Annotated in this window: 18 protein-coding genes and 2 pseudogenes; 16 read left to right on the top strand and 4 right to left on the bottom strand. The window is 61.8% G+C overall.

What is annotated here, in order from left to right:
• Positions 1 to 6: 6 nt before the first annotated feature.
• A complete protein-coding gene (locus BUQ68_RS00100; protein WP_075213907.1) occupies positions 7 to 1,089 on the bottom strand; it encodes an AbrB family transcriptional regulator in 1,083 nt (360 codons plus the stop codon).
• Positions 1,090 to 1,718: 629 nt separating this feature from the next.
• Between BUQ68_RS00100 and BUQ68_RS00095 the strand changes: the two genes are divergently transcribed.
• Genes BUQ68_RS00095 through BUQ68_RS00075 form a run of 5 tightly spaced genes read left to right on the top strand, consistent with a single transcriptional unit; the run spans position 1,719 to position 7,157 of the window.
• Positions 1,719 to 2,738 (top strand): ABC transporter substrate-binding protein, encoded by a 1,020-nt coding sequence (locus BUQ68_RS00095; protein ID WP_075213906.1) that lies wholly within the window; start codon positions 1,719 to 1,721, stop codon positions 2,736 to 2,738.
• Positions 2,739 to 2,774: 36 nt separating this feature from the next.
• Positions 2,775 to 3,611 (top strand): ABC transporter ATP-binding protein, encoded by an 837-nt coding sequence (locus BUQ68_RS00090; RefSeq protein WP_083656021.1) that lies wholly within the window; start codon positions 2,775 to 2,777, stop codon positions 3,609 to 3,611.
• The gene (locus BUQ68_RS00085; protein ID WP_075213905.1) at positions 3,608 to 4,477 is read left to right on the top strand and encodes an ABC transporter permease; all 870 of its coding nucleotides are present in this window, start codon (positions 3,608 to 3,610) and stop codon (positions 4,475 to 4,477) included. The genes BUQ68_RS00090 and BUQ68_RS00085 overlap by 4 nt, the downstream gene beginning before the upstream one ends.
• A 37-nt stretch (positions 4,478 to 4,514) precedes the next feature.
• Positions 4,515 to 5,792: a RidA family protein gene (locus tag BUQ68_RS00080; RefSeq protein WP_075213904.1), complete on the top strand. Its 1,278-nt coding sequence runs from the start codon at positions 4,515 to 4,517 to the stop codon at positions 5,790 to 5,792.
• Between the two features lie 39 nt (positions 5,793 to 5,831).
• A complete protein-coding gene (locus BUQ68_RS00075) occupies positions 5,832 to 7,157 on the top strand; it encodes an NtaA/DmoA family FMN-dependent monooxygenase (RefSeq protein WP_075213903.1) in 1,326 nt (441 codons plus the stop codon).
• A gap of 330 nt (positions 7,158 to 7,487) precedes the next feature.
• Here the strand turns inward: BUQ68_RS00075 and BUQ68_RS00070 are convergent, their stop codons facing one another.
• On the bottom strand, positions 7,488 to 8,201 hold the full coding sequence (locus tag BUQ68_RS00070; protein ID WP_075213902.1) for a 5-methylcytosine restriction system specificity protein McrC: 714 nt from the start codon (positions 8,199 to 8,201) through the stop codon (positions 7,488 to 7,490).
• A gap of 668 nt (positions 8,202 to 8,869) precedes the next feature.
• Between BUQ68_RS00070 and BUQ68_RS00065 the strand changes: the two genes are divergently transcribed.
• The 6 genes from BUQ68_RS00065 (at position 8,870) to BUQ68_RS24500 (ending at position 14,238) form a co-directional block, all read left to right on the top strand.
• Entirely contained in the window at positions 8,870 to 10,051 is a 1,182-nt protein-coding gene (locus BUQ68_RS00065) for a tyrosine-type recombinase/integrase (RefSeq protein WP_075213901.1), read from the top strand.
• Complete coding sequence (locus BUQ68_RS23150; RefSeq protein ID WP_139315107.1) at positions 10,044 to 10,712, top strand: hypothetical protein; 669 nt, start codon at positions 10,044 to 10,046, stop codon at positions 10,710 to 10,712. The genes BUQ68_RS00065 and BUQ68_RS23150 overlap by 8 nt, the downstream gene beginning before the upstream one ends.
• Positions 10,713 to 10,792: 80 nt before the next feature.
• Positions 10,793 to 10,987, top strand: a complete 195-nt coding sequence (locus BUQ68_RS24510; RefSeq protein ID WP_083656017.1) for a helix-turn-helix domain-containing protein — start codon at positions 10,793 to 10,795, stop codon at positions 10,985 to 10,987.
• On the top strand, positions 10,984 to 11,268 hold the full coding sequence (locus tag BUQ68_RS24505; RefSeq protein ID WP_083656015.1) for a helix-turn-helix domain-containing protein: 285 nt from the start codon (positions 10,984 to 10,986) through the stop codon (positions 11,266 to 11,268). Before BUQ68_RS24510 ends, BUQ68_RS24505 begins: the two co-directional genes overlap by 4 nt.
• A 203-nt stretch (positions 11,269 to 11,471) precedes the next feature.
• Positions 11,472 to 13,172, top strand: coding sequence for a site-specific integrase (locus BUQ68_RS22705; RefSeq protein WP_175577695.1), 1,701 nt, complete (start codon positions 11,472 to 11,474; stop codon positions 13,170 to 13,172).
• Entirely contained in the window at positions 13,117 to 14,238 is a 1,122-nt protein-coding gene (locus BUQ68_RS24500) for a tyrosine-type recombinase/integrase (RefSeq protein WP_083656011.1), read from the top strand. Before BUQ68_RS22705 ends, BUQ68_RS24500 begins: the two co-directional genes overlap by 56 nt.
• A gap of 260 nt (positions 14,239 to 14,498) precedes the next feature.
• Here BUQ68_RS24500 and BUQ68_RS00040 read toward each other — a convergent pair whose 3' ends face one another.
• Positions 14,499 to 14,864, bottom strand: coding sequence for a methyl-accepting chemotaxis protein (locus BUQ68_RS00040; RefSeq protein WP_075213898.1), 366 nt, complete (start codon positions 14,862 to 14,864; stop codon positions 14,499 to 14,501).
• Positions 14,865 to 15,450: 586 nt separating this feature from the next.
• On the opposite strand from BUQ68_RS00040, the pseudogene BUQ68_RS22695 reads away from it, so the two are divergent.
• Positions 15,451 to 16,034 (top strand): annotated as a pseudogene (locus BUQ68_RS22695) (SDR family oxidoreductase); the annotation flags it as partial.
• 110 nt (positions 16,035 to 16,144) lie between these two features.
• Here the strand turns inward: BUQ68_RS22695 and BUQ68_RS00025 are convergent.
• The gene (locus tag BUQ68_RS00025; protein ID WP_075213896.1) at positions 16,145 to 18,967 is read right to left on the bottom strand and encodes a PAS domain S-box protein; all 2,823 of its coding nucleotides are present in this window, start codon (positions 18,965 to 18,967) and stop codon (positions 16,145 to 16,147) included.
• 679 nt (positions 18,968 to 19,646) lie between these two features.
• Here BUQ68_RS00025 and BUQ68_RS24070 point away from each other — a divergent pair.
• The 4 genes and pseudogenes from BUQ68_RS24070 to BUQ68_RS00005 all read left to right on the top strand — a co-directional run.
• A pseudogene (locus BUQ68_RS24070) lies at positions 19,647 to 20,145 on the top strand (IS3 family transposase); the annotation flags it as partial.
• Between the two features lie 339 nt (positions 20,146 to 20,484).
• Positions 20,485 to 22,176 carry a methyl-accepting chemotaxis protein gene (locus tag BUQ68_RS00015; protein ID WP_075214318.1) on the top strand — a complete coding sequence of 564 codons (1,692 nt, stop codon included), beginning with the start codon at positions 20,485 to 20,487 and terminating at the stop codon, positions 22,174 to 22,176.
• 209 nt (positions 22,177 to 22,385) lie between these two features.
• Complete coding sequence (locus tag BUQ68_RS00010; protein WP_083656003.1) at positions 22,386 to 22,868, top strand: response regulator transcription factor; 483 nt, start codon at positions 22,386 to 22,388, stop codon at positions 22,866 to 22,868.
• A 90-nt stretch (positions 22,869 to 22,958) separates the two neighbouring features.
• Complete coding sequence (locus tag BUQ68_RS00005; RefSeq protein ID WP_075213893.1) at positions 22,959 to 25,223, top strand: sensor domain-containing phosphodiesterase; 2,265 nt, start codon at positions 22,959 to 22,961, stop codon at positions 25,221 to 25,223.
• The last annotated feature ends 83 nt before the right edge of the window (positions 25,224 to 25,306 follow it).

The following is a 25,306-nucleotide window of genomic DNA, read 5'->3' as shown; positions in this document are numbered from 1 at the left end:
GCCGCCTCATAAGCCAGCCTTATGCCGGAGAGCCCCGCCGAGGAGGCTGGCGTAGGGCCGATGGAAGAAGGCCGCGAAGCTGACGACGAGGAAGAAGCGCACCACCTGTCCGGTGCTGACGAAGGCCGCATCCGCGCCGACCGAAAGGGCGATCAGGCCCATCTCGCCGAGCCCGCCCGGCGCGTAGGTGATCAAGAGCACCCCGAACGGCCGGTCGACCACGAACGTCATGGCGTAGGCGAAGGCGACGGTGAGGACGATGAGAAGGGTGGCGATCTTCACCGCGTTCATTCCGGCGGACACGAGATCGCGGCGGGAGAAGCGGCGAAACTGGGTGCCGAGCGCGGACCCCGCCACGATCTGCGCGGCCGAGACCAGCAGGAAGTCCGGCTTCACGTCCGTCCACCCGACCACGTGGACGACGGCGCTGACGGCGAGCGGGCCGAGGATGAAGGGTGCGGGCGTCCGCGCCATCCGCCCGAGAACGACACCGCCGGCACCGATCAGTGCGATGAGCCCGTAGTCTCGGAGGTCCAGGCTCTCCGCCTTCGGCAGCACGCCGACCGTCGCGCCACGCCCGTAGAGGGCGGCGAAGATGAGCGACACCACGACGATGACCAGGATCACGCGGATGGAGTGATGAACGGCCAGCGCGGCCTCGTCGCCGCCCCGCTCGGCGCCCAGCATCGTCATCTCGTTGACGCCGCCGGGGACAGCGGAAAAGTAGGCCGTCGTCTGGTCGAGGGAGGTGGTCCGGCGGAGAATGGTGAAGACGATCGCCGTGGCGCCGAGCGTGAACGGCACCAGAAACAGGAAGGCCACCGCGTTGGAGGCGGCCGTCTCCACGAACTGGGGCGTGAAGGCGCTGCCGAGGAGCACGCCGAGCACCGCCACCATGGTGTTGCGGAACCGCGGCGCGATCCGGACGGGGGCTGCGGCCGAGATGACCGCGACAGCGATCAGCGAGCCGAGGAGGAACGGAAGCGGGAGGCCCGCATGGTAGGCGAGGATCGCCCCCACGGTTCCTCCGGCCGCCGTCACGATGTTCCAGGCGATGGCGGCGCCGGAGACTGCCTGAAGACCCGTCATGCGTTCATCCGTCCTTATGGATCGTCTCGTCCTGATCCGTAAGGTCGCAACTTGCGTGCCGCGGCCCGCCGTACGGGCACGGTGAAAGGGCGCGGACGGACCGTCCAGGACCCGCCCCTCGCCGCGCCCGACGGGAACCGCCCGCGGATCGCCATTCCGGTGGAGGCGCGCCGCGGCGCCGCCCGATGACCTCGGAGAAAAACATTCGGGGAGGCCGGCTTCATGCAACGGCGCTCGCGGATAGCCGGCGCGGACGGCCCGATGCGGCTAGGCAAGTGGACGCCGATTGAGCAGACGAACATAACCGCAGCTTATAAAAATCGGGGCCGAGCCGCCCGCTGATCCGGGCCATAAGGCTGTCCCGACCATCCCCGCAATACGGCCGTCGCCCCATGCGGAAGAGGGCCGAACCCGCCCTCGCGGCAATCGATCTTGCGGCTTTCTTGCGGCTTTCCGCAGGACCCGGGCGCGCCGGCTGGGGACGGCCCCGGTCGGGCAAAGCGCTCTTGAACCATCATCATACGTTGTGGCGCACCCGTTGCAAAGCCCTACCCGGGTCGCCAAGCCGCTGGAAACGACCGGTTTCCCGGCAGCGCGGCACTTGTCAACGCACCTGGAGGGGATCGTCGATGCGATCGAGCGCAGTCACCGCCGTCCGAGAATGGGCTCTCCGGCCCGCCATCATCGCCGCGTCTCTGGCCGCCGGCCTCCTTGCCGCGGCGCCGGCCCTCGCGGCCGACCTGGACAAGCTCGAGGTGTTCGCCCAGCCCGGCGTCAGCACCGACAGCATGTGGATGGCCGAGGCCCGCGGGATCTTCGCCGAGAAGGGCCTCGACGTGCAGATCCGCCTCTTTCCGTCGGGCACCACCGCCTTCCAGACCTTCAAGACCGGCGCCGGCGACGTCATCTTCTCCGGCGACCTGCCGGCGCTTCAGTATTGGCAGAACGGCGGCTCCTACCAGGTCATCGCCGCGTCCAATCGCGACTCCAAGGGCTACATCGGGGTCACCAAGGTCGAGATCCAGAAGCCCGAGGACCTGAAGGGCAAGACCATCGCCACCCGCGTCGGATCGACCGGCTCCTACTTCATCTCCGAGTATCTGGCGCAGAACGGGATCGCCGAGGCCGACGTCACGGTGAAGAACCTCGATCCGCCGCTGATGCCCGTGGCGCTCTGCCAGGGCGACATCGACGGCTTCTTCGTGTGGCTCCCGGCGCCCACCAAGGCCAAGGAGATCTGCGGCGACAAGGTGCACTTCCTGACGACCGCCGAAGGCTACGTGAAGGGCTACAGCGTCTTCGGCGCCCGCAAGGAATACCTCGCCGACCCGGCGAACGCCGACAAGGTCCGCCGCTTCGTCGCCGCGCTCCAGGAAGGCCGCAAGATCGCCGAAGCCGAGGAGGAGGAGACCATCGCCTACCTCGACAAGCGGTTCGGCCTGACCCGCGAGGAGGTCCTGACGTCCCGCGGTATCATGGAGCGTGTGCTTAAGATCGACGACGTCTTCTTCGAGGACTTCTGCCGCGAGAACAAGTGGCAGCAGCGCGCCGGTCTTCGCAGCGAGCCGTCCGACCTTGGCGAATGGGTCTGGGACGGCCTGAAGGAACTCGACCCGACGCTCGTCGCCGAAGCCCCGCCGCCCTGCTGATCCGCCCTTCCCGTGGTCGCATCTGAGGAGACGCGCATGTCCCTTGCCACGCTCACCCCGGCCAAGCCCCCTCTCGACCGGGCCGTCCGCCCGGCCCGCGAGGAGGTCTACACCATCGGCAACCTCCTGAAGGTCTTCGGTGAGGACAAGCCCTACGTCGCCCTGAAGAACGTCGACCTGACGATCGAAAGCGGCGAGTTCGTCTGTCTTCTCGGCGCATCCGGCTGCGGCAAGAGCACCTTGCTCAACCTGCTCGCCGGGTTCGACAAGCCGTCCGGCGGTCAGTTGCTCTACCGCGGCAAGCCGATCGCCGGCCCCGGCAAGGAGCGGGTGATGTTCTTCCAGGATGCGAACGCGGCGCTCCTGCCCTGGCAGACCGTGCAGCAGAACGTCGAGTTCGGCCTGAAGCTGCAGGGCCTGCCGGCGGGCGAGCGGCGCGCCCGCGCCGAGGAATGCCTGACGCTCGTCAACCTCGCCGAGCACAGGCACAAGGTGCCGAGCGAGATCTCGGGCGGCATGCGGCAACGTCTGCAGATCGCCCGGGCGCTTGCCGTCCAGCCGGACGTGTTCCTGATGGACGAGCCGTTTGCCGCGCTCGACGCCATCACCCGCCGCCGCATGCACGAGGCGCTGCTGGAGGTGTGGGAGCGGGAGAAGCGCACCATCGTGTTCGTCACCCACGACATCATGGAGGCGCTGACCCTGGCGGACCGCATCGCCGTGATGAGCGTCGGCCCCGGCTCCAGGATCGCCCATGTGGTCGAGGTCGATCGGCCCCGACCGCGCGTTCCCGGCGATCCGGAACTCGGCCGGATATACGCCCAGCTCGAACGGCTCCTCCACGGGCCGGCCGGTGAGGAGGCGGGCCGATGACCGCGTCCCACGCCCCCTCGCCCGCCTATCGCGGGCGCCGGGCCATGCCCGGCCCCGGCCCGGGCGCGCCGACGGTCGTCCCACGCCGCCTCACGGCGGCCCAGCGCGCCGTCGCGCGCCGCGTCGCCTACGTGATGGCGTCCTTCGCCCTCGCGTTCGTCGGCTGGTACCTGATCTCGCACTATGTCGCCGGGCCCTTCCTCATCCCGCCGCCGCTCGCCGTCCTCAAGGCGTTCGGTCCCATGTCGGAAAGCGGGCAGCTCTACAGCGACATCGGCATGAGCCTCTCGCGGGTGGCGGTCGGCTACACGGCCGGGGTCTCGGTCGGGCTCCTGGTCGGGCTCCTGATGGGGCGGATCAAGTCCCTCCACGATCTCCTCGACCCCATGGTCCAGATCACTCGCTTCCTGTCGCCCACCGCCATGATCCCGATCGTGGTGATCTGGTTCGGCATCGGCGAGACCGCCAAGTACGCGCTGGTTTTCTGGGGCACCGTCTCGCTCGTGCTCATCAACACCATCGCCGGGGTGCTGCGCACGCCGCAGATCCGCCAGAACGCAGCCCTCTGCCTCGGCGCGTCGGAGGCGCAGATCTTCCGCCTCATCGTGCTGCCGTCGGCGGTGCCCTTCATCGTGATCGGCATGCGGCTCGCCCTTGCGTCCGCTTTCGTCAGCATCATCCCGGCCGAGCTCCTCGCCGCCGACTCCGGCCTCGGCTACCTGCTTCAGCAGTCCTCGCTGCTCCTTCAGACCGACCGGATCTTCGTCGCCCTGGTGACCATCTGCCTGGTCGGTTTCCTGACAGACCAGGTCTTCCACTGGACGACCACCATCCTGCTGAGACGCTACCTCGCCGTTCCGTCCTGAACCCTTGCCGGGCCGTCCGGCCAACGCGAGCTTTCCCATGTCGACCATCGAAGTGAGATCCGTCGCCAGTCTCGCCGGCAGCGGCGTCGCCTACGCCTATGCCGTCAAGGCCGGCCCCTTCATCTTCCTGACCGGGCACGAGGCCTTCGACTTTGCGACCGGCGACACCGGCCCGGTGTCCGGACCGCCCGGCTTTCCGCTGTTCGGCCTGCCGCCGCTCCGCCGGGAGGGCGACTACATCCTGGAGCGGATGCAGGATATCCTGACGTCGTTCGGCTCGGACCTCTCCCGCGGCGTGCGGCTCGACCAGTACTACCCGACCCCGGCGCCGGTGGAGCCCTACCACCAGGCCCGCCGGGCGGCCTTCGGCGACTACATCCCGCCGAGCACGTCCGTGGTGATGGAGCGCTGCTTTGCCGGCACCTCCTCCATCTCCGCCTCACTGATCGCCACCGTTCCCGACGACGCCTACCGGATCGAGCGGGTCTATCCGAAGGACGTGGCGGCACCCAGTTGGTCCGGCTTCGTGCCGGCCATCACCTGCGACGACTTCATCTTCATCGCCGGCCAGATGGCGACCGGGGCCGGCGATGGGCTGCATCCCAAGGTGCGGATCCCGGATCACGCCCGGTGGGGCGGCCTCGACATTCGCAAACAGACCGAATTCCTGATCCTGGACAAGCTGAAGCCTGCCATGGAGGCGGCCGGATCGTCGCTCGAGAACGCCGTGAAGGCCCAGGTCTACGTGGAGAAGGCCGAGCACTATCCGGACTTCGCCGAGATCTGGCAGCAGCACTTCGCGGACATTCCCTGCGCGGTCACGGTGGTGCCGACCAAGTCCTACGGCACGGTCGGCGGCATCGTGGAGATCAACCTCATCGGCCTCAAGGCCGACAGCCGCCGTAAAAAGACGGTGGTGGACGTGGTCCTTCCGCCGATGGCGACCTACGGCCCGTGCGTGCGCGTCGGCGAGTTCGTCTTCCCGTCCGGCCTGATGGCGTTCGGGACCGACGGCCAGATCGAGGGGGCCGCCAGCTCGGCGGCCTTCCCGGGGCTCGCCCATGCGGGCCATGCCCAGGGCCAGGCCATCTACGCCATGCTGGAGGCCATCTGCGCCGCAGCCGGAACAGCGCCGGAGAATGTCGTCCGCGCCCAGTATTTCGTCGACGACGTCACCGCCTTCGCCGGGATCACGGCCGCCTGGCGCGAGCGCTACGGCGCCCGGCCGCACCCCTTCGTCTGCGTCGGCGTCCCGCCCTTGCCGGCTCCCGGCGCCGCCGTCGTGGCCGACTTCTGGATCTACGCCCCCGCGTGATGCGGGCAATGCCGCTGCAAGGAATCACGGAGCAAGCGCATGGCTGAATCGACCATCATCCACATGGCCGCCGACCTATCGCACATCCACACGGACTATCTGTGGCGGGCGGACGCGAGTTGGAAGGGCTATCCCTACTACGGCGCGCCCGATCTCTACGAGGACTGCGCCCGTCTCGCCTCCCGCGGCGTCATGGACATGCTGTTCTTCGGGGATTCGGCCAACACCTCGGAGAACCACGGTGGCAACCATCATGCCGCCGTGCGCTACGGCATGCGCTGGCCGAAGCACGATATGATGCCGCTCGTGCCGCTGATGGCCCGCGCCGCCAAGGGCGTCGGCTTCGGCCTCACCATGTCAACCACCTATCAGCACCCCTTCCACGTCGCCCGGCTGTTCAACTCCCTCGACCATGTCACCGGCGGCCGCATCGCCTGGAACGCCGTCACGTCGGCCTACAAGAACGAGGCGGCGTGCTGGGGCTACGAGGAGATGATCGACCACGACGAGCGCTATGTGAAAGCCCGCGAGCACATGGCCGTCACCTGCGCGCTCTGGGACAGCGTGGAGAAGGACGCGATCGTCTTCGACAAGGAAACCGGCATCTTCGCCGATCCGGAGAAGGTCCACCTCATCAACCACAAGGGCAAGTATTTCAACGTGCGCGGCCCACTGCCCGTGGCGCCGTCGCCGCAGCACCGGCCGGTACTGATCCAGGCGGGCCAGTCACCCGCCGGCATGGATCTCGCAGCCACCTTCGCCGAATACCAGTTCGTCGGCCGGGCAACCATCGAAAGCATGCGCAAGCACCGGGCCGACCTCGACGCGCGCCTCGTCGCCCATGGCCGCCGCCCGCGCGATCTCGGCGTCTTCTGGTCGATCCGCGTCCAGGTCGCCGACAGCGTGGAGCATGCGCTGGAGAAGGAACGGCAGTATGTGGAGAAGATCCCGCCCCAAGCCGGTCTGATCGAGCTCTCCCACATGTACGGCCTCGACTTCGCCAGCCTGCCGAACGACATGCCCCTGTCGGAGGTGGCCGACGCCGTGAAGGCCCAGAACGTTCACTGGGGCAGCTTCGCCGAAGCCGTGGAGACCAGCGACCCGACCATGACCATCGGCGAGTTCGGCCGCAAGAACGCCATCGCCAAGACGCTCGCGCTCCGCGGCACCCCGCGCCAGATCGTGGATCGGATGGAGGAACTGCACGACGCGACCGGCCAGAACGGCGGCTTTATCCTGGCCAAGGGCCTGGAGGTACCGGGCCATCTGCGGGACTTCGTCGACTACGTGGTGCCGGAACTGCAGCGGCGCGGCCTCACCAGGACCCGATACACCGGGGCGACGCTCCGCGAGAATCTGAACTAAGAAGCCTACCTTGGGTCATTGAGAACCGAAGGTCCGACCGCGATACTCGCTGTACCCTTACAACAAAGCAAAGCGCATGAAGTCGACGACCCCGGCCTGATAACGACGAGTAGCATGGCCGGGTGAGCGGTATTCCATCAGCCTGTCCCCCGCGCGGGACAAGCTGATGGCATGGTGAACCGCCGACGCGGTTCAAGATGGCGGTTGAGGGGGGCGTTCCGCATAAGCTTCGGGCGATGCTGGGCGTTCCGGGCCAACAATTCGGCATGCGCTCTGCTTGGCAAACGATGCCGTTCAACGGGACTTGAGTTGGCGGCGCGCTCGTCGCGGTCAGCCAAAAACCCTCAACTGTCCGGCCGGCACTGTCGGCTCCAGCATCAGACGCAGTCGCTCCGCCGCCCGGGTACCATCTCCCACATCGAAACTTGCCGTCTGAAGCGCCATCTCCTGCCCTGTGACCTGATAGCTCCCTTGGACCCCCTCCCTCTCCCCCAGCGCCAAAGTGTGCGGATAGAGCAGGGTCAGCCGGGCGGTCTGATAGACGTGGCCATAGACGAGCATCTGATAGATGTCGGCCTTGCTCACACCCTGGCGCGGATCGTCGATACGGGCCGAGATGCGCTTCCACTTGGTGTCGATCACCTGGGTGACCACCCCGTTTCGACGGATCAGGACGTCCGGGCGGGTCCGGAAGGCGCCGCGGCCGGAATCCGCCTCGGTGAGGCAATGGAGACGGCCGCCCTGAAGCACGACATCCATAGGGGTTCCGGCGAAGGCGCGGACGACCAGACGTCCGATGTAGGCCTCGAAGAGTTCGTTCATTTCGAAGAGGAGCGAGAAGCTCGGACTGGCGCCGGCCGTGGTGGTCTGGAAGCGGCGCTCCAGGAGGAGACGCGCGAAGTTGAGCAGATGCCTCCAGCGACTGTTCGTGCGGCGTGAAGCGGAGCCATGCGGGCTCCTAGGCGCGGCGGAGACCGAGCCGGGCGATCTGTCCGAGGCCGGCGAGCGCCTGCACCTTCTGATCAAGCGCAGACGCCAGAACACGGGAGACCCATTTTTGTCTATGCGGCGATGGCGAGGGCGCGCCGCGCAAGGATGTCCTCGTCGTCAGGCATCGGCGACCTCCGGTTGCTCGTACTGTTTCATAGATTCCCGCAGCTTCCACTCGAGCCCGTTCCGGCCTCGGACTTCGGCGCGTGGCCGCATCAGGCTGGCACATGGTATGGAGGGCACGGCATCGCGGAATTCGCGCGTCTCGCCTTCATGATCAAGCTTGCCGATATTGCCCGGCGGGCTTCCATTATAGGATTGTGCCGGTCCTGCCATCCTCGGGCATCGGCGATCCGTTCCAGCGCCTCCGGATGGGTCGCGGCTTCGACCAGCGCCCGGTTCATCTCCGGGATTCCAGCGATACATCGGACGCTACATGGTGCGATACATGGCCCGCGTTGTCCATCTCGGCACTCCCGGATCGGGAGCGGCAGGAGAGGAATTCCTCAAGCCGAACAGGCAGTTATGCTAGGGGTGGAAAGTGCCCTCGGGAAATTGGCGGAGAGGGAGTCCGCCATACTCCTGTTCGTCATTGCGCGCTGCTATCCGAAAATCCGGCGAAACAGCCGCTTTTCTACGGTGTTCTGTTTGCCGTCGTACGTGCTCGTCCGCTACAATCCACGTCTCATGTTAGGGCAATTGTTGGGATGGTGCGCTAGGTTATGGCACGAGCGATCAAAAAACTAACTGCGCGATCTGTGGCAACGATCACAGTTCCAGGGCGCCATTCCGACGGCGGAGGCTTGTACCTTGTCGTCGATAAGAGTGGCGCGAAACGGTGGGTGTTTCTGTTCCGTCGCGATGGCAAGCTTCGTGAGATGGGCTTAGGCGGGTTGCATTCGGTGCCGCTCGCAAAGGCACGCGAGCTTGCAGAAGAAGCACGAGCAACACTGCACGCCGGGAAGAACCCAATAGAAGCTCGTCGAGAGAACGCCCGGCGCGTTCCCACGTTTGGTGACGTCGCAGATGCTTATCTGAAAGCGATGGAGCCGCAGTTTCGAAACGTCAAGCACATCGCGCAGTGGCACATGACCCTGAAAGTGTATGCGGCCCCGCTTCGTCCCAAGCTCGTTTCCGACATCACCACAGACGACGTGCTCTCGGTTCTGAAGCCGATATGGTCGACTAAGGCGGAAACGGCATCGCGTTTGCGCGGCCGGATAGAAAGGGTACTCGATGCCGCGAAAGCACAAGGCTATCGGTCAGGCGAGAATCCAGCGGCTTGGCGGGGGCATCTCGCGAACTTGCTGCCGAAGCGGCATAGGCTGACCCGAGGGCACCACGCCGCAATGCCCTTCAGGGAGGTGCCAGCGTTTGTTGTAAGATTACGCGAACGAGACGGGGTGGCGGCATTAGCGCTCGAGTTTACGATCCTAACTGCCGCTAGGTCTGGGGAGACGCGCGAAGCGATCTGGAAGGAGTTTGACCTCAAAGCGAGTCTTTGGACCATACCAGGCGAACGGATGAAAGCAGGCCGTGAGCACCGCGTACCCTTAACTCCTCGCGCCCTGTCAATCCTCAAGCAATTGGCCGACCTTGGATCGGTGCCTGACCATTACGTCTTTCCCGGCAGCAAACCAGGTCGCCCTCTTTCCGTCATGGCTCTAGATATGGTGCTGAGGCGCATGCATGTCGACGTCACAGTGCACGGGTTCCGCTCTGCGTTCCGTGACTGGTGCGGCGAAGAAACCGTTTTCGCACGAGAAGTAGCGGAGGCTGCACTAGCCCACGTCGTAGGAGATCAGACCGAAAGAGCATACCGTAGAGGTGATGCACTTCAGAAAAGACGAGAGCTCATGCAAGCCTGGTCCAACTATCTGCTTTCTGGCGGCGAAAATGAGTAAAACCGCTGCGAGCGAAATCCACATCGCTGCCGCTCACGCGGCGGAACTTTGTAAAATCTGTAAGCCGCATCCTGAAGCGAGGAGCTTGTTCATCAATTCAATTGAGTTATGGCTACTCAGAGCCAACGGTCGACAGTACGAAAAAAATCGGCCGCAGCCGTTCAATGCCTACAAAGCGACCGTGAAGCACCTACGAAACATTCAAAAAGTCACCGAAAATCTCGGCCGTTTACTGACGGGAAGCGACGACGACGTAAGTGCTGCCGCTCTCCTCTACATCGAAAATGCCGGAGGCGGCCAAAACGGCGGAAGTATAGATTGTGACGATTTCATTTCACGGCTATATCTTCTGGAGCTTGCGTGTGAGATAGGTATCAGGGAAGCCGAAAAAGAGATCAAGGTAGGTCGACCAAGATATTTTGGTAGTCGCGTTATCGCTATGTACATTGCCGAGCTTATCATAGACATTGAAGATTGGGAAGGGACAGCATCAATAAGCCGAAAAGATGAAGTTCTACAAGGGACTATTGCAGAGATACTGCGGAGACTTATATCGTGGCGGTACCTGACCAATAGAAACCTGTTCAATGTCACGTATCGTCAGGCTGAGTTAGCGCGCCGATTTGTGAACATTAGGAAGGGCCGAGTCCTCAAAAATTAGGTCCCCGCTGACCGAATTAATAGGGAAGACACCGGCGGTTAGGAGTGATCAATAGAGAGCCTCCACGAACGGAGGCTCCAATGCGCTTTATGGACGAGCCTTTCGCTTACCGAGTTAATGCCGCGTGCCGGGTCCTCGGTATAGGAAGGACAAAGCTCTACGGCCTGATCAACGAAGGCAGGATCAGGCCCATCAAAATCGGCCGCCGTGTCCTCATCCCCCGATCCGAGTTGGAGGCGCTTGTGAAGCGGCTCGAGGAGGAGCGGGCAGAATGAGCCACAGGACCAGAGGCGAAAGTCCGCCGGGTGGGCGCGCGGCTCCAGACCGCCTCCGAAGTTCATCCGTCGTCGAACCAACTGCCGCTCAACGAAGCCGGCAGCCTGTGCCTGAACGTCTACTGACGATCAGGGACGTCGCGAACCTTCAGCAGACCTGCGAACGAACGATCCGAAGGCGGATTGCGTCCGGTGAATTGCCGGCGATCCGTGACGGTCGACTCGTCCGCATAAGGCCGAGCGACCTGCGCGCCTACCGCGCTCGCCAGCTTCTAGAATAGGCGCAGGACAGGGCTGGTTTGACTGTCCATCTCTGTCCGGTCTAGTCCGTTCTTTTCAAGCACTTACAAGCAAATCAGGACAACGGTCCACGTCTAATGACCGGATTTAAAGATGGTACGTTGTCCTTATCTGGACAACATGTCCATCTGTGTCCGCTCGATACCGCATGCGTCCTCGTAATAACCGAACCGGAGCATCTGCAATGAGCGCTTCTAGCAGTAAAAGGCCTTCAGCGGTTGAGGTCGTCGCCACTATGGCGGATCTCATGATTGTTGTGCAGGCCGATGCGATCCTTCCGGAAAGCCGCCGGCGCAATCTCACGTCCTCCATCCGCTGCTTCTGCCGGGTTCTCGGGTTCGAGCCTGAATCGGCCACGGCCTCCTTCGACTTCTTTCGCGATCGGCTCGGGAAATTCTCTCCGGCTCACGCGAAGATGAGGCCGCATCGCTGGCGAACCATCCGGTCTGAAGTCGGCTTCGCCCTGAGGCGCTTCGTCCTTAAGGTGTCGTCGACAAAGGAGATGATCGCGCAAGATAAGGAATGGGCGGCCGTAAGAAGCTGCCTGGCAACGCGCAAAATGCCTTGGGCGCTTAGCCGGTTGATCAGGTACTGCCTGGAACAAGGAATTGGCCCGAGGGCGGTCGATGATACGGTTCTGGCCGGCTACATCGATGCCTACCGCCAAACCACGTTTAAGACCGACCCGGATAGGCACTATTACGACGTCTGCAAAGTTTGGCGCCAGCTGGCCACCGATAGCCAACTGGGGCTGAAAAGCGTGGCTATCCCGTCCCGAGTGGAGGTGTACACGCCGGCTTGGAAAGACATTGTACCGAGCTTCGTGGCCGAAGTTGACGCGTGGCTTTCCGCGATGTCCGAGGAAGGTGATCTTCTTGCCGAGAATGGACCTAATCGCCCGCTTCGGCCCGCGTCCGTTAAGTCCTATCGGTATAGCGTCCTCCAGATTGTTGCCGGGCTTTGTCATAGTGGCCGTCCACTTGCATCGATCAAATCGCTCAGCGATCTCGTCAAAGGCGATGCGCCCAAGCTCGCTCTCCAGTTCCACCTCGATCGAAATAATGGGGAGCCGAGCACGATGCTGTCGATGATCGCACATGTCCTCCTCCTAATCGCAAAGCATGCTGTCAGAGCCGATACAGCGACCGTGTATAAGATCGCGCGCTTTCGCCAGAACCTCACTCCGAGGAATGCGGGCATGCGGCCTCTGCCGAAAAAGGCACTTCAGCAATTTTCTGACCCAAAGAATAGCCAAACGATTCTTCTACTTCCAATCAAGATTGAAAAGCGTTTGCGTCGGAGTACCAGCAAGACAACCAGAAACGCCCTTTTGATGCAGATCGCCGTTGCTTTAGAGCTTTTGCTCGTGCGTCCCATCAGAAGCACCAACCTTCTTAGCTTGCGGCTTGGCGTTCATATCAAGAAGTTCGGCACCCGAACAATCGTTGCTGTGGACGGGACCGACGTGAAGAACGGAATGCAAATCGAGCACGAGCTCCCTACCGAAAGTGCACGGCTTCTAGATAATTACGTTTGTGAATGGCTTCCCCTGTTAGGACATAACCCGAAAGGTTTTTTGTTCCCAGGTGCAACACCGGATCGGCCGAAGTGTGGAGCGCATTTCGGTCGGTACTTCAAAAAACGCATCCACGCCGAAACTGGCCTGAACATTTACCCCCACTTTCTACGTCACTTTGCAGCCACGCTGTACTTAACGGAAAGACCTGGTGAAATTGAAGTGATGCGCCGCGTATTAGGGCACCGTAGCGCCCAAACAACTCAGAATAGCTATTCAGGTGTGCAAGATAAACACGCGGTAGGTCGCTTCGATGATCTTGTCCTCAAACTTCGCACCGCTGTCGTCGAGGAGTCTGGAAGTGACTGACTATAAAAGCAATCTCAGTCATCGGTGCCTGAAGCTTGAGCATTGGCCATCCGCAGACCGAGCCGCATGGCTCGATGCAACTGCGGAACGAGGGCTTCTCGAAGTGGGCGGAGCGGCTGCGAACTGGCGTGACACCACAAAAAAAGCTGTGTTGGATGCGTACGGGCGTTGGTTGACCTTCCTTCAACTCAACGGATTGCTGGACGAGAACGAAAGCCCGACAGAGCGGTTCACAGAGGATCGTTTACGCAGATACCTTGCAAATTTGGATGGGTCCGTCGCTCCGATCACCTGCAGAAACCTGATCACAAACCTATCCGAAGCGCTTCGCGTCATGGCACCTGAGATGGACCAGACGCTTCTCAGGCGTGCTCGCGCTCGCTTGAAAACGAGAGCGCGACCGGCCCGGAACAAGCATGAGCAGATCGTACCGGTAGATGAATTGCTTCGGCTTGGCTTCGATTTAATGAGGCAAGCCGAACACGAATACGAGGGTCGAGAGGTATGGCGGGCTGCAGTGTATCGTGACGGCCTCACTATCGCGCTTCTCGCTTGTAGGCCTATCAGACGGCGGAACCTCGCTGCCATGAGGCTGGATCATCACTTGATTAAGCAGGGCACGAGCTACTACATCGCGTTCAGTCCGGCAGAGACGAAGAACCGCCGAACTTTCGATCAGCCTCTTAGCTCGCACTTCACCGAGCATGTCGACCAATATCTCCAGCGGTTCCGTCCACTCCTCCTCAATGGCAGAGATAGCGATCGCGTTTGGATCTCGTGGCGCGCTCAACCGATGTCTGACGCGTCGCTCTATGGAGCGATAAGGTCGAGAACAAAGACAGCATTCGGTGTAGGCATCCCACCACACCGGTTCAGGGACAGCGCCGTAACGACACTCAGTCGCTTGCATCCAGAAAGCATACACATCGCACAGGCGCTCCTTCACCATTCTGACTACGCGACTTCTGAAGCGTACTACAATCAAGCACGAGATACGGAAGCAGTCCAAGCATGGCATGCTAGTCTTAGAAAACTGAGAAGATATTTAGGCGCTAAAATGGAATAAAAAACCACTACCACTCCGCCGCCTTATTAAACTGTTACAATTAACCCGCCCGGATGGATGCCAGGAATCTCCCGATTTCTGTCTGCAATATACCTGATTGTTGGGACAGAACGTCGGAAGACGGAAGAACGCCACGAGAGACCTCGGCCGTCGAAGATGCCGCCTTAGAGACGCCGACGATGTTCCCGGACAATTCTGCCGTCCCGGTTGATGCCTGGCTGACGTTGACGGCGATCTCCCGCGTGGCAGTACCCTGCTGCTTAGACGGCGGAGGCGATCGCCGAAGCAATGCCGTTGAGGTGTCTGATAACTCCACCGATCTCCGTCACCGATGAGACTGCCTGATCGGTTGCTCCCTGAATTTCGCCGATCTGGGCGGAAATGGTTTGGGTGGCCTTGGCAGTCTGGTCGGCGAGTTGCTTCACCTCGGCGGCGACGATGGCAAAACCGCGGCCTACTTTTCCTACCAGCGCCGCCTCAATCGTGACATTCAAAACAGGCAGGTTGGTTTGAGCCGCAATAGTACTGATCAGTTCGACGACCTCGCCGATTTTGTGAGCCGATGCCGAGAGTTCACGGAGCTGAGCAGCCGTCCAGTCTGCATCGCCGACGGTCCGACCGGCCACGCTGAACGCCTCGTGGACCTGACGGCTGACCTCCGAAAACGAGGATGTCAGCTCCTAAGCCGCGGAAGCAACAGTCTGCACGTTAGCCGAAGCCTGCTCCGAAGCGGCGGCAACAGCCGAGCACTGGGCCAAGGCCTGCTCCGATGCCGCGGACAGCGACTGCACCGTCGAACGGAGCTCGCCCGATGCACGACCGACCTGGTCCACGACGCCGCCAACAGCGCTCTTGAATCCGGAGGCGATACCTTCCAGCTGCCGCCGGCGCTGAGCGTTTGCGGTGATCGCATAGGCTTCGATAAGAATTTCGATGTCGAATCAAGTCGCCTATCGCAACACAGTGAGCGTCCGCTCGTGCGACCGCACCGCCTCCGCGTTCAGACCAAAACGGGACCGAGGCCGCATCGTTTCGAGCTTGGAGGTCACTACGTCGAGGACCGCGTTGTGGCACAGGACCACCGCATGCGCCGGAATCTTTTGTTCCACGAAGGAGGCTGCGAAGCGAAGCGCGCTTTCCGTGAACTAGTGCTCAAAATTCCCGTGGCCGCCATCGTCCAATGCTCACGACGAGCTTTGAGCATCTGCTGACCTGCCGTTCGACGTGGGCAACGCGTCTGCCTTCGCGGCTTTTGCCGATCGGCTGCGGACGCCTTGCAGGAGAACTTCGGAGCCGATCTCCTCGACTATCCCGTCAACAATGCGGGCCACGGGGACACCGCCCCCTTGGCTGAGTCCAAGGAGGCACGGTTCGACGCTATCGTCGATGTGCACTTCAATGGCGACTTCTTCCTGAACCAGGCGCTGCTGCCGCTGATCACCGACGGCGGCCGGATCGTGAACCTGCCCAGCGGCCTGACAGGTGTCTCCGTGCCCGAATGGTCGGCCTATGCCGCGGCAAAGGGCGCGGTCGAGGTGCTCACGGTCTATAGCCAAGAAATCCGGCGCTCGCAGCATCGCGGTGAACTGCGTCGCACCCGGCGCGATCGAGACCGACTTCGTCGGCGGGGCGGTTAGGGATACGCCGGAGTTCAACCGCTTCTTCGCCGAGATGACCGCCCTCGGTCGGGTCGCGTGCGGGACGACATCGGGCCGATGATCGCGACCCTGCTGTCCGAGGAGAACCGCTGGGTGAGTGCCCAGAGGATCGAAGTCTCGGGCGGCCAGGGTATCTGAGGCGATCCGAGCGGGCGTCGATCATGCCGGAGGATAGCCCCAGAAGCCTCCGACGCCGGCCAACGCCGCGGTACGGGACCGTCGCGCACCGGGCCGGGTCAGCCCTCCGGTCAGATCCCGTCCGTTCGCTCCCGTGCCAGAGCGTCGCCGAGAACACGGCCCAGCTCGCTCAGTCGGTATGGTTTCGGAAGGACGGTCTGGCCCGGTTCTCCGTCGCCGAGCACGGCCGCATCGGCGTAGCCGCTTGTCAGAATGACCGGCAACCCTGGCCGGCGGGCCTTGATCTCGCGCGCAAGTTCGACACCGTTCATCCCGCCCGGCATCATTATGTCCGAGAAGACGGCGTCGATGTGTCGAGCCTTCGCGAGCGCCCCCAGCGCGTCGTGCCCGTTGGCCGCATGGATTGCCTCGTAGCCGAGATCAGCCAGCATCTGCACGGCGAGCGCGGCGACTTCCTGGTCGTCCTCCACCAGCAGAATACACCCCGCCTTCCCGCAACTTAGTGGAGGAGGCAGATCGGCCGGCACAGCGGGAGCCGCGAGCAAGTCCGGCATCTTGTCCGAACGAGGCAGGCGGATCAACACGGTCGTGCCGGCGCCGACGGACGAGCGGATCTCGACACGTCCCCCGGAGGACGTGACGAACCCGTGCACCTGTGCCAGTCCGAGGCCGGATCCCTTGCCGATGTCCTTGGTGGTGAAGAAGGGGTCGAAGGCCCGCGCGAGCACCTCCGGCGACATGCCTTCGCCTGTATCCGCCACGGATATCTCGACAGCGTCGTCGCCCCGCGTCAATCCGGACCGGTTGCGACCGGAGAGGATGATCGTACCACCGCGCGGCATCGCGTCCCGGGCGTTCACGGCCAGATTGAGCACCGCGAGGACAAACTCTCCCGGGTCGGCCTTCACCGGCCAGAGCCCGTCCGCGAGGTCGAAGCGGACGATCACGTCTCCCCTGAGGCTCCGGTCGAGCAGGTCCCGCATCCCATCCAGCTGTCCGGCGACATCGAAGGGCTCGGCCTTCAGCGGCTGCCGCCGAGCGAACGTGAGAAGTTGTCGGCTCAGCGTCGCGCCGCGGTCGACCGCCTGCCGCATCCCGTCCATAATGCGGCGGAGCCGGTCGCGGTCGTCGGTGCGTCCGAGCATATCCAGCCCGCCGGAGATGACGGTCAGGAGGTTGTTGAAGTCGTGAGCGACACCGCCGGTCAGGGCGCCGATGGCCTCGATCTTCTGCGCCTGGCGCAGGTGTTCCTCGCGTTCCCGATCCTCGGTGATGTCGCGTCCGACCGCGTAGAAGATCTCACCCTCCGGCACGGCAGTCCACGAGATCCAGCGATAGCGGCCGTCGGCGTGAAGGATGCGATCCTCAAATCCCTCTACCGTCTGTCCCGTGGAGAGCCGCTGAACCAGCCAGGCGATGGCTTCGTGATCATCCGGGTGAACGAGGTGGGAGAAATGGGTCGTGAGAAGTGTCTGCTCGCTGTGACCCAAAAGCCGTGTCCAGGCCGGATTGACCAGCTTGAGGTAGCCATCGAGGCCCATGATCGCAAAAAGATCGCGGCTTAGCTCCCAGAGGCGGTTGCGTTCGCGCGTGCGCGCCGCCGCCTGATCGGCTAGTTCGCCCATCACGCGCTTGAGTTCTTCTTCCGCTTCCTTGCGTTCGTGGATGTCCTCCGTGTTACCGTACCACTTGACCACCTCCCCGCGGTGGTCCCGCCGCGGAAACGCCCGCGACCGCGCCCATCGGTATTTACCGGTCAGGCGCTGAACGCGGTGCTCAATGTCGTATGGCTCGCCGGTGGACAACGATGTCGCCCAAACCTCGAAGGTTCGTTCCCGGTCGTCGGGATGTAGGCCCTCGGCCCATGTGGCGCCGAGTCCGGTGGTCCCCGTCCATTCCTTCCAACGGGTTGAAACGTGGTCGAGCTGTCCGTCGGGGCGCGCCGTCCAGGAAACTTGGGGGTTCAGTTCGATGGCATTCCGGTAGTGATCTTCGCTGGCGCGAAGGGCGGCATCGGCTCGGGCCTTCTGGACAGCCGCCCAGGTCCGTTCCGCCACCTCCTCGGCAAGCCGCTTTTCCTCTGCGTCCCACGCTCTCGGCGCTCTGGTGTGGAGAAAGAGCATGGCCAGGAACACGCCTCCCTTGATGAGAGGAACGGCAAGCACCGATCGGGCTTCGATGGACATGAAGGAGGCTACCGCATCGGGCGTCAGCCGCTGATCGGCCGATACATTGTCGACCGACATGGTCAGGCCGGACTTGAGTTCGGCGATGATTGGCGGACCGAAGGCATTCATGTTGAGCCGCCCGGCCACACTCGCCATAGTACTGTCGGTCCAGTCCTCTTCGATCGTCACATGGGTCTGGTCGCCTTCCACCTCCCCGTAGCCGACCCGTCCGACGCCGAGGACCCCCCCCAAATAGGCAGCCGCCGCGCGGATGATGTCGCGCGGCTGGGCAAGGGGGCGCAGCCGCTCCTCCAGTCCCCGGCGGAAATCGTGCCGACGACCCGCAATGACCGTTTCGGTCGTTTCCGTCACGGCACAGAACATACCCCTCACCTGATCGTTATCATCTCGAAGGGGCGAATAGGAGAAGGTGAACCAGGTCCGTTCATATCGACCGTGACGGTTCATGAAGAGCGGCAGGTCGCGCCGATACACCGCCTCTCCTGCCATCGCAACGGACGCCAAGGGGCCGACCTCGTGCCAGATTTCCGACCATACGTCCTGAAACCGGGCTCCCATGGCGGCCGGATGCTTACGGCCCAGAATGTCCGCATAGCCATCGTTATAGAGAAACCTGAGGTCCGGACCCCAGGCGACGAACATGGGGAAGCTGGAGGAGAGCAGCAGCCCGACAACGGTTCGGAGCGAGGCCGGCCATCCGTTCGGCCGTCCGAGAGGCGTGGCGGCCCAGTCGATCTCCCGCATACGCGCCGCGCATTCCCCTGGGAAGTTCAGAAACTCGGTTTCACTGGCCCCTGAAGCCATCATCAGATCCGTACCAATGTGAGTGCCGCAGATAATCAATCGAAGAGTGCTGATGCTCTAATCACTCCCAGGCGGGAGAGCAAACATCAAGGAGTAGCCTCGGCGGGTCCGATGCCAATGGCGGCGTAGTCAGGACAAACTCAGCGGAAAAGCACGCGGTTCCTGCCCTCTTCTGGCATCGTTCTGAGAAACATAGACCTGCCGCTGAACCTCTATGCCGCTTGAATTAAAGCCTTGGCGCATGGTGCGCTGTTTTTCGTAGGTGCAGCAACTGCCGATCGGTGAGGTGGTCGCTATTTTTCCGACAAACGGCAGCAGGCCATCTTGCGCGCGAGCCACTGCGAACCGGGACACGCTTCCATGCCGACCAGCGCCGGCTCGGCTCATTCGAAGAAGGTCAGCAGCGTGTCTCGGCGGAACTTCAGCGTCTGGACCGGACGTCAATCGGCGTCGGTGCCAACGACGTGGAACAGGTTCTCGCCGAGGTCGATGCCGTAGCCCGCGGCTCCGCGAGGCTTGTTGCGCATCATGATCAACTCCTCCGGTTTGCCACCAGCCGATGTATTCTGGCCCCGTCGATGCAGGGTGCGACGGGAGGACGGGGCGGGCCATCCCATTAGCTTTGAGGCCTGCGCGACGACGCCGGTTGGTCGACGATGTCCACGGCGCGTGGAAGGTCTCGATCTGTCGAGCCTGCAGCGTGCTCGGGACCGAGGCGTCGACCTACCACTACAAGGGGAAGCGTCGCTCGCAGGCCGCTCTGATCAAGCGCATCCGGGAGATCGCCGAGACCCGTGTGCGCTACGGCTATAGGCGCGTGCACATGCTGCTCCGGCGCGAGGGGTGGATGGTCAATGCCAAGCGTTCTACAGGCTCTACGAGGAGTTAGGTCTGCAGCTCCGGAACAAGGTGCCGAAGCGTCGGGTCAAGGCGAAGCTGCGCGAGGACCGTCGCCCGGCCGTGGCGGCGAACGAGACCTGGGCCATGGAATTGGTCGCTGCGCGCCCGCCTTCGGCTCCGTCCACGATCAACTCGCCACCGGCCGCAAGATCCGGATTCTGACGGTCGTCGACACCTACACGCGGTTCTCGCCGGCGCTGGAGCCCCGGTTGGAACACCCGCACAGCGCGATCGGCTACAAGCCCCCGATCACGCTTCTAAATCGGTCAGCGGCACCCGGCACGCCCTGATCGAAACCCCCTGGAGATGGCCCAGCCGAGCGGTCCAAGAAAGGGTAGCAGTTCAAAACACGCCAGCGTTAACAGCCGACAAATCGATCTTACCAGTACCAATCAGCATTATGAACATCTCCCGTGCAGCGGCGTCGGCAGAAACTAGAACCGCACCCGTAGATTGACGATTCGGAGTATGTATGGAGGTTATGTATAATCGTCTATTAACTATTTCGGCCCCTAACTTGGCTGCGTCCGGTAAGCACAGCATATTTGGCGGGCACCATGGAGTCGCTACGCAACCTCAGTCTTCTACAAAAAATCGCTATTCCAGTAACTGTCTTGGTCCTGGTGCTTGCAACCGTTGTTTTTCTGGCTGCTGATGGCCTAACCACACTCGCGGCAACAACGGATCGGGTCATAGATGTTTCAGCCGAGCGCAAGGCGTTGCTGGCTGAGCTTGAGGCTGTAGTTAACGAAGCTACAATCCAGGAAAAGAACATAATTATTAACACCGACGTGCAAGTTCTTGCAGGAAACAAAAAGGACTTTGATTCCGCAGAGGGTGATCTTTCCAGAGTCACGGATAGGCTCATCGAACTCGCCGACACCGAAGATCGTCGCCGAGCTAATGAACAGATTAGAGACTCTGTTCATGCGTATTATTCCATTCTGGGGCGGAGCATAGCGCTTGGAATGAATAACCAGAACGAGGAAGCACGGCTGATATCCGTCGGTGAGGGCAGGACCGCTCGCGTTGCGCTGCGTGAACTGTTGGGGACTCGTCAAGAGAAAGTCGCTGCTGAGCTTGAAGGCGAGAAGAATGCTGCGGAAAAGCTTGCGCTAGACACCAAAACTACTCTAATCGGCAGCGCCGCTCTCGGATCTGTAGTGTCAGTTGTCTTCTTGGCTTGGATGATCGTTGGGATGGTTACCCGCCCAGTCAACGGCGTCACCTCCGCGTTTGACGCCCTTGCGGGAGGCAATCTTGACGTGGCCGTTACCGGAGTAGATCGCAAAGACGAGGTGGGCCGGCTTGCGCGCTCGCTTCAGGTCTTTAAGAACAACGCTGTCGAAGCTCGTCGGCTGGCTGCTGAACAAGAAGCGGAGAACGCCGCCAAGATGCGTCGCGCGCAGGCGTTGGACTCGCTGACCAAGGCATTTGAGAAAACCGTTGGTCAGCTAACAGGGTCGCTGTCTGCTGCGGCTACGGAGATGGAAGCGACTGCCGAGTCCATGACCGGCGTCGCCGATAAAACGAACCGGACCTCCAGCGGAGTCGCCACGGCTGCCCAACAGACTTCCGCGAATGTGCAAACAGTGGCTGCTTCGACTGAGGAACTCGCCGCGTCCATAAAGGAGATCGCGTCCCAAGTGCATCAGTCTCGCAGCGTGACTGAGCAGGCCGTGTCCAGCGCTCGTGAAGCAGACGTCAAAGTCCGTGGTCTTGCTGAAGCAGCAGAGCGGATCGGTGACATCGTGGAACTCATAAATACCATAGCTGCTCAGACGAACCTTCTCGCTCTTAATGCAACCATAGAGGCGGCTCGTGCTGGCGACGCCGGACGGGGGTTTGCGGTCGTTGCCGCAGAGGTCAAGGAGCTGGCCAATCAGACTGCGAAAGCTACCGCCGACATCGGGAGTCAAATTGGATCGATCCGGACTTCCACGACGGAGGTGGTGCACGCAATCGAAGAGTTCGGTTCAGTTATCGGGCAGGTGTCGCAAACCTCGACCATCATCGCTGCCGCGATCGAGGAGCAAGATTCTGCCACGCTTGAAATTTCGCGCAACGTTCAGCAAGCAGCTCAGGGCACTGAAGAAGTGACGTCCAATATTCTGAGTGTGCAGTATGACGCAGGCCAGACCGGCGCTGCTGCCACTCAGGTCCTTGGTGCCGCCCGAGAGCTTGCTAAGCATTCAAGCGATCTCCGCCGCGAAGTTGACGGGTTCCTCGCTGGCGTCAAAGCCGCTTGATGAAGCTGGGGTGGCCGCGACCCTGCCACCCCTCCCACCCCTGAAAGAGCTCGGCAGACGGAAACGAGCTGTTCTCGGGGCAGTTTCTTACACTGACGCCATTAGGCTCGTACATGCGCATTCTGCTGATCAGCAGCCAACGGTGCGCAGTCGGTACATAGGCTACCGCACTTGCAGTATCCGACAATACGTTCGAACCGACCCACGAAATTGATGAAGGGGTAGATCTTGCTTCGAGCTTCAACTTTGGGCTGATCATCCTGGACCAAGACGGCATTCCTGGCGGCGCAGAGCCGACCCTTCGAGCGCTTCGGAACCGGCAAGTTCGTACGCCGCTCATCGTGCTCACATCCGACAGGTCGGTGGCGACCAAGGTGTCTGCTCTAAAATGCGGTGCAGACGACATCCTGGAAAAGCCGTTTGCGTTTCAGGAACTGACCACGCGTATTCATTCGGTTGTTCGGAGATCCTGCGGTCACGCGCGCTCGCTTATCGAGTGCGGCGAGATCGTTATCGATCTCGGTGAGCGTCGCGTGGCTAGAAATGGGCAGAAACTTGTTCTCAATCGAAAGGAGTTCGCCGTTCTTGCAGCGTTAGCTTTGTGTCACGGTGCCGCAGCTACAAGGGAGCTGCTACTCGACCATCTTTACGGCGGTTTAGACAATCCCGATGAGAATGTCACCGAGGTATAGATATCGCGTCTGCGCAAAAAGCTGGGAAGTGGCGCGATATGTACCATTCGGGGACGAGGTTACGCGCTTCAAGTCTGAAGGTACATCCCGATGAATATGCCCGCAAAGTTTCCCATCCCGGCCAACGAAGCTGCGCGCCTTAAAGCACTAGACGATCTGGCGATCCTTGACACGTTAGCAGAGCCGCAGTTTGACGCACTCAGCAAACTGGGTGCGCGGCTGTTCAATGTTCCGATCTGCCTCGTCTCGTTGGTGGCCGTTGATCGCCAATGGTTCAAAGCAAAGCACGGCTTTGAACTTTGTGAGACCCCGCGTGAACTCGCCTTCTGCAACTACCCGATCGCATCCGGACAGATCGTAACAATTGAGGACGCGACGGCTGATCCTCGCGTTGCGTCCAACCCGCTCGTGACCCAAGACGGCGGGATACGCTTTTACGCCGGTTGTCCCATCGGTGTTGAGGCCGATGTCTCTCTCGGTACGGTTTGCATCGTCGATGTGCAGCCCAGGACCTTCAGCATAGCAGACCAAGAGGCTCTAATAGAGTTGGCCGAGGTAGCCTCGTCGCTCCTAAAAGCGCACCAACGGCGGGTCACGGCAGAAACGCAAGCTGCGCAGCTTGCCGGACAAGCAACAATCATCAGCACGCAAGCCGTCACTTTGGCAACGCAGAAGCGCGTTCTGGATCAGGCTGCCAAAATTGCGAAGATCGGTGCTTGGGAGTCAGACACCAAATCGGGTGCGCTGATTTGGAGCGACGGAATGTTCGAGATCCACGGGATGGAGATCGGAACGCCGGTCCCTTACGGCCCGCATTATAACATGTACCTCGAACCACACAGGACTCGCCTCAAGGAAGCTGTGGGCCGTGCCCATGCACGTGGAGAGCCGTTCGATGTCGAAGGGCCTGCCATTACGGCAGATGGGCGTAAGCGGTGGTTCCGGGTTGTCGGCGCTCCTGTCGATTGGGGGCAGCCTTCTGAACGCTGGTGTGGGATGAAGCAGGACATAACAGAGCAAAAGCGCCTCAAGTATAAGCTTGAGACGTTGGCTCGCAGAGATCCTGTGACCGGCCTTGCCAACCGGTCAGCCTGCCAAGCCGCGCTTCAGGATGCCGTGAAACAATCGGCTGGACAGCCGGTCACTCTGCTGCTCATCGACTTGGACGATTTTAAAGGCGTCAACGACGCCCACGGGCACGCGGCGGGTGATCAGTGCCTTCGTCAGATAGCATCACGATTGAGGTCGCTACAGGCCGAGGCTCTTGTGGCCCGTCTCGGCGGCGATGAGTTCGCGATTATCCCGGACCGGACGGTAGATGCTGACGCGGGGGAGTTGGCAAGACGGATTATTGAAGCAATCCGCCGGCCGATCGAATGCAACGGAGCCAAGGTGCATCTTGGAGCATCGGTCGGCATTGTGACGGCTGTTTGTGGAGTCAGCGACCTGATGAAGCGCGCGGATCTGGCACTCTATTCTGCCAAGGATGCCGGGCGGGGCGTTTGGCGGTTCTTTACTCCCGAATTACAAGTAGCTGCGGAGGCGAAGACCGCCCACATTAGCCAAATCTATCAAGCGCTCGCCAACCGGCAGCTTGAAGTCCACTACCAGCAGCAGGTCGAACTCGCGACAGGAGCGCACGCTTCATTCGAAGCTCTTGTCCGCTGGCGCCAGCCCGACGGTGTAGTGCTCGCGCCGGGAGCTTTTTCGGCAGCGCTCGATGATCCGGAACTGTCGCGGCAGATCGGAGACTATGTTTTGGACGAGGTGGTCAGGCAGGCTCGGGAATGGACTGACGCCGACGTCGCTTTTGGGCGCATTGCCGTCAACTTGTCAGCATCCCAATTCGCTGATGGCAGTCTCGTCGCTGGCATTCTGGACCGACTGAACACCTACCAGCTTCAGCCTTCCTGCCTTGAGGTTGAGGTAACGGAAAACGTGTTTATCGGGCGCAACGCTTCTCTCGTAAAGGACAAGCTCGGCCAACTCCGGCGGGCAGGTATCCGGGTTGCTCTTGACGATTTCGGGACCGGGTACGCGTCCCTATCCCATTTGCGTGAGTTTCAGGTCGATACGCTCAAGATTGACCGCTCCTTTGTCTCGCGGCTTGGGAGGACCAGTGTCGAAACAGCCATTGTCCAGGCCATTGCGTTGATCTCGCTCAGCCTCGAAACCGAGATTGTAGCTGAGGGGATCGAAACGGCAACGGAAGCTGAGTACCTGAAGGCGCTCGGATGCCGCTATGGACAGGGCTACCTTTTTGCAAAGCCCATGCCGGCGCCGGAGTGTGCGCGTCTCACCAGGGGCCACAACATCCGGATGGTGGGCCGACTGGATGTGTGGTCTGGTCCCTGAAAAATGGAGCGTTCGGAGTTAGAGTTTCCGGCGTGCGTGGACCGAACCCCAACGTTGGAGCGCCGGAGGTTAGAGTTTCCGGC

Source organism: Mongoliimonas terrestris, assembly GCF_001927285.1.
Lineage (GTDB): Bacteria > Pseudomonadota > Alphaproteobacteria > Rhizobiales > Pleomorphomonadaceae > Chthonobacter > Chthonobacter terrestris.
Note: the sequence above shows the minus strand (reverse complement) of the source record. Positions and strands in the feature narration are given on the sequence as shown.